Origin of the sequence: Paenibacillus caseinilyticus (assembly GCF_027533645.1) — a bacterium.
Classification (GTDB): Bacteria; Bacillota; Bacilli; order Paenibacillales; family NBRC-103111; genus Paenibacillus_G; species Paenibacillus_G caseinilyticus.
On sequence record NZ_JAQAGY010000001.1, the window covers coordinates 401781 to 414595 of the forward strand.

General features: G+C 53.6%; 12 protein-coding genes. 3 read left to right on the forward strand and 9 right to left on the reverse strand.

Going from position 1 to position 12815, the window contains the following annotated elements; translation table 11 throughout:
- Positions 1-58: 58 nt before the first annotated feature.
- Positions 59-487: an SRPBCC family protein gene (locus tag O9H32_RS01845; RefSeq protein WP_269864020.1), complete on the reverse strand. Its 429-nt coding sequence runs from the start codon at positions 485-487 to the stop codon at positions 59-61.
- A gap of 202 nt (positions 488-689) precedes the next feature.
- On the opposite strand from O9H32_RS01845, the gene O9H32_RS01850 reads away from it, so the two are divergent.
- Complete coding sequence (locus O9H32_RS01850) at positions 690-1226, forward strand: GNAT family N-acetyltransferase (protein WP_269864021.1); 537 nt, start codon at positions 690-692, stop codon at positions 1224-1226.
- Between the two features lie 97 nt (positions 1227-1323).
- Here O9H32_RS01850 and O9H32_RS01855 read toward each other — a convergent pair whose 3' ends face one another.
- Positions 1324-3321, reverse strand: coding sequence for a methyl-accepting chemotaxis protein (locus O9H32_RS01855; RefSeq protein ID WP_269864022.1), 1998 nt, complete (start codon positions 3319-3321; stop codon positions 1324-1326).
- Between the two features lie 602 nt (positions 3322-3923).
- Between O9H32_RS01855 and O9H32_RS01860 the strand changes: the two genes are divergently transcribed.
- Complete coding sequence (locus O9H32_RS01860; RefSeq protein ID WP_269864023.1) at positions 3924-4376, forward strand: helix-turn-helix domain-containing protein; 453 nt, start codon at positions 3924-3926, stop codon at positions 4374-4376.
- Positions 4377-4389: 13 nt separating this feature from the next.
- Here O9H32_RS01860 and O9H32_RS01865 read toward each other — a convergent pair whose 3' ends face one another.
- Both O9H32_RS01865 and O9H32_RS01870 read right to left on the reverse strand, forming a co-directional pair.
- Complete coding sequence (locus tag O9H32_RS01865) at positions 4390-5253, reverse strand: formylglycine-generating enzyme family protein (protein ID WP_269864024.1); 864 nt, start codon at positions 5251-5253, stop codon at positions 4390-4392.
- A gap of 120 nt (positions 5254-5373) precedes the next feature.
- Positions 5374-6009 (reverse strand): glycoside hydrolase family 11 protein, encoded by a 636-nt coding sequence (locus O9H32_RS01870; RefSeq protein WP_269864025.1) that lies wholly within the window; start codon positions 6007-6009, stop codon positions 5374-5376.
- A gap of 305 nt (positions 6010-6314) precedes the next feature.
- Here O9H32_RS01870 and O9H32_RS01875 point away from each other — a divergent pair, with 305 nt between their 5' ends.
- Positions 6315-6623, forward strand: a complete 309-nt coding sequence (locus tag O9H32_RS01875; RefSeq protein WP_269864026.1) for a hypothetical protein — start codon at positions 6315-6317, stop codon at positions 6621-6623.
- A 148-nt stretch (positions 6624-6771) separates the two neighbouring features.
- On the opposite strand, the gene O9H32_RS01880 is transcribed toward O9H32_RS01875, so the two are convergent.
- From O9H32_RS01880 to O9H32_RS01900, 5 genes are all read right to left on the reverse strand, one after another.
- Positions 6772-7926: a response regulator transcription factor gene (locus tag O9H32_RS01880; RefSeq protein WP_269864027.1), complete on the reverse strand. Its 1155-nt coding sequence runs from the start codon at positions 7924-7926 to the stop codon at positions 6772-6774.
- The gene (locus O9H32_RS01885) at positions 7923-9764 is read right to left on the reverse strand and encodes a cache domain-containing sensor histidine kinase (RefSeq protein ID WP_269864310.1); all 1842 of its coding nucleotides are present in this window, start codon (positions 9762-9764) and stop codon (positions 7923-7925) included. Before O9H32_RS01885 ends, O9H32_RS01880 begins: the two co-directional genes overlap by 4 nt.
- Positions 9765-10080: 316 nt before the next feature.
- Positions 10081-10257 (reverse strand): hypothetical protein, encoded by a 177-nt coding sequence (locus O9H32_RS01890; protein ID WP_269864028.1) that lies wholly within the window; start codon positions 10255-10257, stop codon positions 10081-10083.
- Positions 10258-10424: 167 nt separating this feature from the next.
- Positions 10425-10700 carry an NAD(P)-dependent oxidoreductase gene (locus tag O9H32_RS01895; RefSeq protein WP_269864029.1) on the reverse strand — a complete coding sequence of 92 codons (276 nt, stop codon included), beginning with the start codon at positions 10698-10700 and terminating at the stop codon, positions 10425-10427.
- A 35-nt stretch (positions 10701-10735) separates the two neighbouring features.
- A complete protein-coding gene (locus O9H32_RS01900) occupies positions 10736-12655 on the reverse strand; it encodes a PAS domain S-box protein (RefSeq protein ID WP_269864030.1) in 1920 nt (639 codons plus the stop codon).
- Positions 12656-12815: the final 160 nt, after the last annotated feature.

The following is a 12815-nucleotide window of genomic DNA, read 5'->3' on the forward strand; positions in this document are numbered from 1 at the left end:
AGCAATATGCTTAAAATACACAAGGCAGCCGACCCTACTGGTCGGCTGCCTTAACACATTAACGGGCTGTATTGAGATCGTCTTTTTGTACTTCAGCCTCGATTGTTTTTTTCATAACCTCTGCTCCGCGGTCTACACGCACTTGAATTTCTTTTGCCAATTGTTCGGGAAGGAAATCGGTTATCCAAACCAGCTTGCTACCGTTATTGTCATTGGGAAACACCTGGAAGGTAGCATGGTGATGAAGAAGAGGCATCCGCCCTTCTTTTACCGCGTATGCCATTCGACGCTCCTCTTCATCAATGGAAACGATAAACTCGCGAGCAAAGCCGCCCTGGAATAAAAGGGTTCTTTCGTGTCCATTCATCACCGTATTCTCGGTATAGCCTGGGACCAGACGATAATGGACTGCACCTACGTCTCTGACTGCATCCCACACTTGATCAGGCGAAGCATCGATCCATATTTCCTTCCTAATTGTTGGCAAAAGATCACTCTCCTTAAGCTCATTATATTGGGGATCCTGAACAGTAGCAACTGAATTCACCGCGTCGTTGAGCCGATGAATTACAGCCCGGAACACTCAGGTTCTGCTATTATTGAATAGTAGGGATACGAGCTCACTAGATACGCCGGTAGATCATGACGAAATGCTCGTCCCGCGAACTATAATTATTGGAGTGGGAGACATGGCAAAGCAGATGAACGCGCCGCATGTTAAGATCGCACCTTGGTCCGATGCCGATCTTCAATTACTGCGACTTCTGAATGCCCCTGAGATGGTGGACCACCTTGGAGGTCCGGAAACCGAGGAGCAGCTTCGAGTTCGTCATAAGCGGTATCTTGAAATCGCCGGGCGGGGAACCGGCCGCATGTTCAGCATTCTCTTGCTTCCCGAATGCGAAACTGCCGGAAGCGTCGGGTACTGGGATCGCATGTGGCAAGATGAGAATGTCTATGAGATTGGATGGAGCGTCCTGCCGCCATACCAGGGCAGAGGCATAGCGACAGCCGCTGTCGCTGAGGCGATCGCCAGTGCCGGCACGGAACAAAAGCATAGCTCTATTCATGCGTACCCGTCGATTAACAACCCGGCATCCAACGCGGTATGTCGAAAGCTGAACTTCTCGCTGAAGAGTCAGTGCGAATTCGAATACCCGCCCGGGAACATGATGCGGTGCAACGACTGGCGCCTAGAGATCGGCGCGAGGACGCAGCAGACCTAGGCCTCCACCGAGATAGAAATTTCGATCTGATGATCTGAACGGTACGGAGACATAACTAAGCGACCGCCCCCAGGCTAGGAAGCGGTCGCCGTTTAAATTATTTGATTTTAAAGACACTAATCATCTCGAGGAGCTCGGCTGCCATATCGCTGAGTGCTTGCGAGGAATCCGTTACCTCATCCATCGAGAACTTCTGCTCAGTGGAAGTCTGGGAAACCCCTTTTAATTGCTCCATGGCCGCTTGGGTAATTCGCAGCATGTCGGACATGGCCGCGGCTACTTCCTCCGTACCGACCGAAAGCTGTTTGGAAGCAGTGGATACGCCATGAATCTGATCGTTCACCGTCTGTACGGAGTGAGTTATCTCAGCGAACACGTCCCCGACTTTCGTCACTTGAACGACGCCTTCATCCATCTTGCGGACTCCATCGCCGACGGACACAGCTACCGTACGGGTTTTATCGGCGATGCTGTTGACAAGGACCGTGATCCGCTCCGTCTCCGTCTGGGTCTGCTCGGCCAGTTTTTTCACTTCACTTGCAACCACAGCGAATCCCTTGCCATGTTCTCCGGCCCGGGCTGCCTCGATGGAAGCATTCAATGACAACAGGTTCGTCTGTTCCGCAATACCGCGGATGACGTCAATGATCTCCCCAATGGCCATCGACTGCTCTTCCAGCGTATGGACCGCTTTTGCCGTATCCGCGACCGTGACACTAACCAGGTTCATCTGTTGAATAGCGGATTGAACTTCCCGGTGACCCCGCTCCACATCGCTTACTACTCTGCTCACGGAATCCGTCACACTAGCCGCCGACTCCACGATCTGCTCAATGCCGGACGCCATTTCATCCATGGTAGCTGTACTGGAGACAGCACTGCTGTACTGTTTCTCGGAACCGGATGCCAGCTGCTCCACGGAACGGGATACCTGGTCCGAAGAAGCGGCGGTCTGGAGGGCTGTCGCAGTCAATTCTTCCGATGAAGCAGCAACAATGCCGGAGGTCTCGGAGATTTTGCCAATCAAGGTACAGAAGGAATCCAACATACTGTTAATATTCAGTTTGAGACTCTCGATCTCATCCTTCCCGCGCACAGGCAGCCGGCCTGTCAAGCTTCCTGCAGTAACCTCTTTCATCAAGGTAGTGATGTTCAATAAGGGCTTAAGAACAACACGCGCGACCCCCAGGGATATGAGCGTAACCATGACACCTGCAGCGACGATCATGAGAATGACATGGCTGCGCACTTGGTTCACAGCGGCGAATATTTCATTCTCCGGAGCTACGATTACAAGCTTCCATCCTGTGCTGTCTATCGTATGGTAGACGGCGTCATAGCTCTCTTGATCGTTCTCCGTATACTTAAATTCTCCATCCGTCCCGTTTGCAAGCTGGCTGAACTGGGAAGCGGAATCAGCCGGCAGGAATTCGCTCGGCTCTTTGTTGATTTTGTCCGCATCTTTGTGGATGAGATACTTGCCGGCGGAAGAAAGCATATAGCCGTAGCCATGGCCTCCGACTTCAATTTTTTCGACCATCTTGATCAGATCCGAGGGATTCAAGATCGTCTGTATCATTCCTTTGTCTTCTCCCTGTGGATTCAAGACCGGCACGCTTATGATAATGACTTGTTCTCCGGATGCGGCTGAGATGAGGATATCAGATATCGTAGACTTCTTCGCAGACTTCATGCTTTGATACGAATCCAGCTTCGAGAGATCCGCACTTGCGTCCTGCGTGTCATAAAAAATCCCGTTGACATCTACATACGCATAGCTCTCCACGTCGGCATCTGCCGGAACCAGCGTCTTCAATACGGGTACGATCTGTGACGGATCGCCGGATGTAAATCCCGGATTCGCTTCGATCACCCGTTCGACCTTCGACACTTTCTCGGCTATCCAATCGTTCATATAATCCGCATTGGACTTGGCAAGGTTCTTCTGGCTCTCAATGGTTCCCGACTCCAATGCACCTGTAGCTATAGACATCATCAGAATGCTCGTTACCAGCAGGGGCAGCATCGAGACAAGCAGCAGCAGCGTAATAATTTTGCCGCGGATGGATGATCCGAATCTAATGTATTTTTTCATGGTGTTCTCCTTTAGTTATGGGTATAAGTATTTATTTCGGCAAAAGGAGAGCGGAGATATGCCAACAGATTCTGGAATCCGTGCAACATGATGCGAATAAGAAGGCGGGGGTTGGAAAAAATATAAAAAGCTCGGACTATGTCCGAGCTGCATGTTAGGAGTGTGACCTGTTCAATCGATTACCTGAAGAGTGTCCAGCATGCCTGCCGCCATTCGATATGCTCTCATCCATAGCCATTGGAAGATAAAAGAGAATTCGCACCTTGATTCTCTTGTCCACTTCAGATGTAATCTGTACTGGGCAGCTAAAAGGGATGTCTCACGGCATCCCTTTTTCCTTTTGGATAAGGAGGGGGTACCTTCCCGTCGCGCGGCGAACTGGTCCCTGCTTATTGCGCTAACGTTACCCGTTCGGCAGAGCTTGAGCGGCGCCCCCTTGCCGTCTCAACAGGGAGAGAGCCCGAGCCATTCAATGGTTAGGGCGATGTCTCGGAATTAGGCGCAACCCTAGGTTGCGGAGTGCTGCAACTGATCCGTTCTTTACTTTTACGCCGGGATCATCAAATAATGATGATATACAATTCAGAAAGGGTTGCTGCTGAATGTTCTTTGCGGAAAAGCTAAATACGGAGAGAAAAAAGATGGGCTGGTCACAAGAAGAATTAGCCGCCAAGCTTTTTGTTAGTCGACAGTCTATTTCGAAATGGGAAAATGGCCAGAACTATCCCAGTATTGAAATCATCATTAACTTAAGCGACCTCTTTGGCGTAACGATTGATGAATTATTAAGAAGTGACGAGGAGTTGACCAAGAAAGTGATTAAAGATAGCAAAAAACTGGCGTATCCCAAGTTGAAATTGTTATTTGATGTATTGTTTCTAGCCGGCGTTGCTTTGTTACTCCTGAAGCTGGGCGTTCTTCTCCTGAACAAAACAACTTCACTGGAGATTCCTCTTCTCGGCGGCTCGTTTATATGGAATTTCGGGTCACTCATCTTAATGGTGGGAGCCGGGTTGGGTTCCGGGATCCTCAAAGAAAAATATAAAAAAGACTAATCGGACGCTTGATTTACTCACTGCGGCTCACGCGAAAACCTTGATCAGGGCCAAACCCACTCGCCTCGAACTTGCCCCGAAAAGATATTTCGCTGTTGCTGACGTCGCCCATCCAACCGCCGCCCTTCACAACCCGCCAATTACCGCTATGACTATCCAGGTCTCCGTACCAGTTCCAGCACCATTCCCTTACATTACCAGACATATCGTAAATTCCTAACTCGTTAGGTTTCTGGAGACCGATAGATTTTGTCTTGTTTTTGTTGTTCTCAATGGCAGGCCAGCTCCAGTCTCCCGATAAATATGTATTCCCTGCGTTTTTCCAATACCATGATACTTCGTCTGCATTATTGCTTCCGCTGTATGTGTAACTTTTGCTCATCTGGCCTCCACCTGCAGCATATTCCCACTCCGCTTCAGTTGGCAGCCGGTATCCATTAGCTCCCGCATGGATCGTTACAGTCCATTTTATCGTATCAATATCCCCCTTATTATTCGGATCTTTTGTATGTTTGTCTGTATTGTAATATGGCTTTAAGCCCTCTTTAATACTCCTTTTATTGCAATACTCAACAACGTCATACCAACTTACCATTTCAACTGGCAGCCGGTCGCCTTTGAATGCGGAGGGATTACTTCCCATTACCTCGATCCATTCCTTTTGAGTTACCTCATATTTACCAATATAAAAGTCCGGTAGGGTTTCCGTTTTTCCATAGTAGTTGGACTTTGTGTTCATCGAAGTTCCGCCTTTGACGAATACCAGGTTATCATTCTTTGCGGCCTTTATACTCCTATCGGGCTTGGCTTGCGAACAGGCGGTGACAGGAACCAGAACCATCATAGCTATAACAAGTACATTGAATCGCTTTCTCATAGATATATCTCCTCTACAAGGAACGGAAATATAGTTGACGGATAGAACGAAGGCCGCCGGCTGTGAGACCGGCAGCTCTAAGCCATATCCTTATTTAAGAGACTTTCTCAAGTTGACCTGTTACCACACTGTTACGTTAGAACTCCCGCTGCTTTGATATCCCTCTGTCGCTAAGACCTGGTAAGACCAACTGCTCCCCAGGTTCATTCCTTTACTCTTCCATGCGTTAACGTGGTTGCCAAAAGTGATGGTGGCGTTGTTCCCGGTCGGTCTCTTCGACTGCCGGACACTCCAGAATTGTTGGAACGTTTGTGTGCCGTCGATGGAAGGTTGGTTGTACCGCATCGTCGTATAGATGTCATAGGTGCCCCCATCGCTGGTCACGGTGCCTTTATGCGTGCCAGTTGGCCTATAAGTACCCCAGCTATCTACGACGTAATATTCGATGAGTGAGTTTCTTGTCCACCCGTAGAGAGTCAAATACCCATTGCCGGACGGCGCGAAGACGCCCGCATTGTAGTTTACTACCCGATTGGGTGATCCGGTTGTCCAGCCCTTTCCGACAACAAAATTCCCTGTATCTTTCCAGGTAACGCTATAATTACCTCCCGATCCGTTGACAGCGTTCACCATACCACCGCCATCGGTCCAATTCTGCCAATAGTCTGTCGCCGCATGGGATGGTGCTGCGAACAAGCCAAAACTCATTGAAGCTGCAAGAACGGTCGTCAACAATTTAGAATTAAACTTAAACATAAAATACCTCCATCATGTTTTTTTGTCATGATTTACCTGCCGAGTACTTGCCAGTTGTTTCTTTTGCAGTACACGCCTGTTCCTATTTTTTTATTCCGTGTACTTTTGCCGCCTCCTTTCAAGGAAAATTATAGAATGAAAGCGCATCCACAACAACTTAACAAACTATAGATTAGTACCGGTATATTTAACTTACTTGCAACATCTCCGGTAGATATCCTTCCTTTGCTTCGCCCCCGGCAGCTTGTTATGATAAGAACAGCGTAGATGTAATAGACTTGAGTAAACACAACGGGAGGATCTTCATGAGCAGGCTTTATCGGATTTCAAGAGCTTTGCAGGAAAATAGCGGCTCGGCACAAGCGATATCTTTGGAGGAGTGCACTCAGTATTTTGCATCGAAACCTGATTTTTCTTATTCCTCCGTGTTTACAGTGACAGGATCTACCAGCATGTCCATTGAGGGGGATTTTTTCATGTGGAGCTGCGGCGATACGAAGATCCCGTTCCGGCATTTTCAGGGCGATATTTATGTATCCGGCACCAATGATGCCGTGATCCCCATCATGATGGAGGTCGCAGGCGAATTGGGAGCGGATGTGTTCGAAGGGTAGCCAGCCGATCATGAGCAGCCGGCCCAAGGGCCGGCTGTCTGACGCCAAAGAAGTCTGTGACGAGACAGCATAACCGATAAGGAGCTGTCGAGGCGCAAGACTTCTTTGGGTTATATGGGAATCCGATCCGAGCTGTCCATCGCGGCGGCTACGGTGCCGGCTGCCCCGATGCCCGGTACCCTTTCGGCGCTACGCCGAAATGCTTCTTGAACGCCTTGCTAAAATGGCTTTCGTCCGCATATCCGGTAGCCTCGGCAATCCGCCCGTTCTTCCAGTCCGTCTCCCCGAGGAGCTGTGCCGCCTTGCCGAGCCTCAGTCGGGTCACATAAGACCAGTAGTTCTCACCGAACTCCTGCTTGAACGTGCGGCTCAGCTGGAACTTGTCGATGCCGTAGAGATCCGCTACCGTCTGCAGACACAGGTCGCCGTCCAAGTGCCGTTCGATATGCAGGCGGATGTCCTGCAGCTTGTCCGCCGTCCGCGGGGCAGCGCCATCCCCGCAGGCCTTGCTCCCTTCCCGCGCGCGCAGGGCCGCCTCCCGGCTCTCCGCAAGGAGCTGCGCCAGCTCCCTCACGTCCCGGGCAGTCCGGCTGATCCCTGCGGCGGATGCACCGCGCCCCTCTCCCAGCGATGCTCGGAGGCCGGCGCACTGCTCATCTCCATCCATCTCCGCGGGCAGACCCACGAAGTAATGCCGCTCCCCATCGCTGTGCCCGGACGGGAGCGGCACAACCGTGACCCGCTCCGGCAGAGAAGGGTATCCGCTGGGGGAAGCGCTCTCATATTCAGCTTCGCCGATCACCGTCACGATCGCGAAGCACGCAATCTCCAGCGTCCGGAAGGCCCGGGCCACTCCATCCAGCCGCCACTCCGGCAGCCTGGCGGCGCAGCTCAGCTGCACCAGCTCCCGCTCCAGCAGGGCCCCCCTCTCCGAGCGGACCTCAGCGATGAGCTCCCGGAGGGCCGCCTCCAACAGCTGCGTATCCACCGGCTTCAGGAGATACTGCGATACGCTGAGCTTCAGTGCCTCCCTCGCATAGTCGAACTGGTCATATGCGCTCAGGATCACCGCCTTGGGCTTATGCACCTGGGACTGGATGCGGCGCAGCGCCTCGATCCCGTTCACTCCCGGCATCCGGATATCCATCAGGAGCAGGTCGGGCTCCGCCGACGCTGCAAGCCCTGCAGCCTGCTCCCCGTCGAAGGCGCTCTGTACTTCGGTAATGCCGAGCGCCCCCCAGTCGATCATCTTGTGCAAAAACTGGTGCAGCGACATCTGATCGTCCGCGATCAGCAGCTTCATGACACGCACTCTCCCTTCTCGTGCACTGGGCCGGCCCCTCCCGGCAGCAGGACATGAATGCGCGTTCCGCCGCCGGAGGTGCTCCGCACCCGCAGGCCGTACTCCGGCCCGCAGCTCAGCTTGATCCGCCGGTCCACATTGCGCATCCCGATGCTCCCGGATTCCATCTCCTCTTCGCTGAGCTGCTGTCCTACCCAGCGCCTTCTCTCCCAAGACATGCCGCAGCCGTTGTCCGTGATCGTGACGAGTATGCCCTTCTTCACTGCCGCCACACGGATGTGGATCTCGGCATCTACCGGATTCTCCCGGAAGCCGTGGAGGATCGCATTCTCCACAAGCGGCTGCAGGATCAGCTTGATCGTGCGGCCTTCGAGCAGCGCCGGATCCTCGATATGGCTGACGAACCGGATCCGGTTATCGTACTTTTTGGCAAGAATGAACAGGTAATCCCGGACATTCTCCAGCTCCTCCTGCAGCGTCACGGTACCGGGCGAACGCTGCATAGAATACCGGAGCAGAGAGCTCAGCGCGAGGATGATCCGGTTGGAATCGGCCGCACTGCCGCACACGATCTCCGTCTGCAGAAGCTGCAGCGTATTGAACAGGAAATGGGGCTGGATCTGAGACTGAAGCGTCTTCCACCGGGCTTCCTGAAGCGCGATCTGGGAGCTGTAATTCATCTTCACGAGCTGCTCGATCCGTCCGACAAGCTCCTTGAACTTCTGCCCGATGAGGTTGAGTTCGAGGTACTTGTAATTCTTGGGCACGACATACAGGCTGTCCTCCCCTAGGCTGTCGAGCGTATGCAGCAGCCGGCTGAACGGCCGGGAGAGACGGACCGTGAGGAGGATGGAGACCAGCGCGTTGAGCAGCAGGCATCCGTAGAGGATGCCGGTCAGCTTCGCCCGCAGGGGATCCGCCTGCCCCCGGATCTCCGACATCGGGACCGTGGACAGCAGCCGGAGACCGTCGACCCCCGTCGGCTGGTAGATGACGAGCTGCTCCTTCCCGTCGATCTCGCTGAAGAAGCTGCCCGACTCGCCCTGCTCGATGCGCCCGATCTCCGGGAAGTCCAGCGTGCGGCCTATTGCCCCGCTGTCCTTGTGGACAATCACCGTCCGGTTCGCGTCGACCATGAAGATCTGTTCGCCGTTCCCATACGAGCTCCGCTCGAACAGGCCGTTGATCTTCTTGAGGTCCAGGTTCGCGATGACCGCCCCGACCGGTTCCCTGCCTCCGTCGGCCAGCGGAAGCGCAATGGACAGCACGGACGTGTTGGCTCTCGACAGCGCGCTGCTGACGTAGTAGTTCTGCGTATGCAGTCCAAGCGTGACGAACCCGCTCCCCTGCGGGGCAGAGAGGGCGGCCTTGAACCAAGGCTGATCCCCGAATGGATAGTCCCAGCGCAGCGACTTGCGGCCGTCGAGGTTGTTGACGTACCCGTTCCTGCCCAGGATGAGGATATCGCTGACCAGCGATTGGAACGAGGACACGCCGAAAGCCAGATCGGAGATATTGCGCTCATGCAGAAGCTTCTCTTCCACCGGGAGCCGGTCACCCGCCCGGAGCATCTGCACGACCGAAGGATGACCCGCGAACCCGGCCAGTGTCCGCTTCGCTTCCTCGAGATTGAACCGGAACCCGAGCGCCGCCTGCTCCATGACCCGGTAGCTGGCCTTCGTGACCTCCTCCGTCAAGGTGGCGGACGAATCCCGGATCGATACGGCACCGAGCAGGAAAAGCAGCAGCAGGTTGAGGCCCAGGTAGGAGAAGAGTACATGGCGGATCATGGTCTTACGCAGCAGGGGCCGGAGCAGGGCTGCGATGCGGTCCTCCATGTGCACGGGTGATCCCCCCTTCGCTACAGAAACGGGCTTGAAGCTGCACCTTCAAGCCGGACCTGTTCTGTGTTTTACGACATTTTACAACATTAACAAAAACATTAATTTATTGTATATTTATTAATGAATGTACTTCTTTTTTGCCTTACGGTCAACACCACACCGCCCCCTGCGGTTCGCTGTTGGCCCCGCGAGAAATCCCGGCTTCCCCAAAAGAAAAACCGCCTCTTGGAAGAGACGGCTGACGGACAATTGTCCCATGAGGATATGACAAGGAAGGCATGACGGAGACCTGCTCGGGGCGTTCCTCTCCCTAGTGCCCTGCCATATGCTCCTCTCCACTTCCCACGAGAAGCATGAATCCGGCAAGAACGAGCACCATGAGCAGCAGGGCATAGCCTACCCACCGCAGACTCCTCCCGTTCCCTGTACGCCGGAGGAATATTACTCCAGCTGCCGTCACGAATGCAAGTACGACCCCAGCTCCCATGGCTTTGTCTCCTTTCTGCCGCCGTCTGCCGTACAATGGAGTCAACCCGACGGGTCAGACTTTGGCGGGTGCCGGATCGCGGCAGTTCCCGCGGCGGCGCTAGGTGATGCTGTTGATGTCCAGGCTCTCGAGGACAGGGCTCGGGTATCCCGTTGCCGCTACCTTGATCATCGCGCGTAAGTTACGGACGTGTAGCCCTCCTCGCTCATGCCCGCAGAGGAGACACCGAGACAGAACAGGCAGGCATCCCAGCCTGCCAGCTGCGCCTCGATGGCCGTCAGATCGAAGAGATCCGGGTGCACCAGCTCCTGCAGCTTCGGGTGTACCGTGCCCGCGGCGCTGCGGCCTACGGCAAGCACGGCCGATACGCCGGGGTCAAGCAGGCATTCCCTCAGTACGCTTTGGCCGACCATCCCGGTCGCCCCGAATAACAATACCTTCACTGTGCCCGCCTCCGTGTGCGTATCCATGTGTAACGTTAAGCTTGGTTCCTGGAAGCCAGGAACTTATCCAGGATGCCGGAGACCGAGTCCATGCTGATCGGTTTGCTGATATATTCATCCATCCCCGCCGCCAGATACTTCTCGCGGTCGCCCTTGATCGCATGCGCCGTGACCGCCACAATATGGGGAGGCGTCTTCACCGAGATCATGTCTTTGATGGCCTTCGTGGCCTCCAATCCGTTCATGAGAGGCATCTGAACATCCATGAAAATAACATCATACGGATGACGGATCACCGCATCCACGGCTTCCGCTCCGTTGCTGACGACCGTAGCGTTATAGCCGAGCTTCTCGAGCATCTTGTGCAGGACAATCCGGTTCACATCATTATCTTCCGCAATCAGAATCTTCAGCATATTCTCGTGCGACCTGCCCTCGGGATTTGCCGTCTCATAAGACACGGTTTCCGGATGAGTCCGGAAGCCCGCTTGGAATACGAACACGGAGCCCGGGTGGTCGGTACAGGGTTCATACCAGATTTCACCGCCCATAAGCTGGATCAGCTTCCTGCAGATCGACAGCCCAAGCCCCGTGCCTTCAGCATTGCGCGTCATAAAATGATCCACCTGATAGAACGGTTCAAACAGATGGGCCACCTTCTCCTGCGGTACGCCGAGCCCCGTGTCACGGATCTCGAATTGAAGACAGACCTTCTCGGAGGCGGACGATACCCGTTCCACCGAGATCGCAACGGCTCCATTAGGGGTGTACTTAATCGCGTTGCTTAGCAGGTTCATCAGCACCTGCTTCAGCTTCATAACATCGCCGAGAACCATATAAGGGACTTTAGGAGAAATGGACGTTGAGATCTCCAAATTTTTCTGCAGCGCCTTGGGCAGAATAAGGCTGATCGTCTCGGACAGGATCGCCCGGATGTTGCAAGGCTCCTCGATTAATTCGGACTTGCCGGACTCGAGCTTGGAGAAGTCCAGAATATCATTGATAATGGTCAGCAGCGTATTGCCGCTGTTCTTGATGATCTGAACGTAATCGCTCTGCTCCGCATCCAGGCTTGTCTCCAGGAGCAGATCCGTCATGCCGATCACACCGTTCATCGGCGTACGGATCTCATGGCTCATCATCGCGAGGAATTCGCTCTTCGCTTTATTCGTCTTCTCCGCAGCCTCCTTCTCGATCAGCAGCCGCTTCTGTTCCGTCATATCCTTCGCAATCAGATAGAAGCCCACATTGTTGTTATGTATAATGATGGGCGCCAGCGTGGCCAGCACTTCGATTCCATGACCGTCCTTATGCTGCAGGAATTTGATCGATTGCTCTACAGCGCTGTAATCCATGGACTCCGTCAGGAGTTCCGTCAGATCCGCATTGCCGATCAAGTCGGAGATACGGGTCCCGATGAGCTCTTCGATCGCGAATCCGGTCAGCTGCTTCGCCATCAGATTGCCGTTAATGATTTTCCCGTCGAGTCCGAACGAGATAATGGCATCATGATTATATTTTTTTAATGAGGTATACCGCTCGATGCTCTCCTGCAGCTTGATCTCTGCCAGTTTGCTTTGCGTAATGTCGATCATTTGCTGCATGAAGAACAGGGGGCTGCCGCTGCTTTCATCTCGTATTACCGACACATGCAGAGAAGTCCATACGGTATACCCCTCTTTGTGTACATACTTTTTATCCACCTGAAAAGAAGACGTGCGGCCTTCCAGCAGGTCGCTTATCCCCTGTACGATATGGCCGTCATCCGGTTCAAGCTCCACGTCGGCTGTAGTAAGCGTCCTCAATTCTTCTGCCGTATAACCAAGTATCCGGCAGACCGCAGGATTCACGCTCACCCACCTCTGGTCCAATGTCACCAGAGCGATCCCCATCGGGGCATTTTTATATACGTGCTCGAATAAGAACTGTTGGTCCATTGACTCGATACCGTTCATCCTCTGCACCTCCCATTCACCTGTACCAGCCAGGAGCCATTCATGTTGTATGTCAGATCAATTCCCAAGTAGAAGCCCTGCGGGCGCTTGTAATGAAGACGCTTCGCCTCTCTGTCCTATCCGAGGCTTACTTCCTGTTTATTATAAAAGAAGGCTCCCG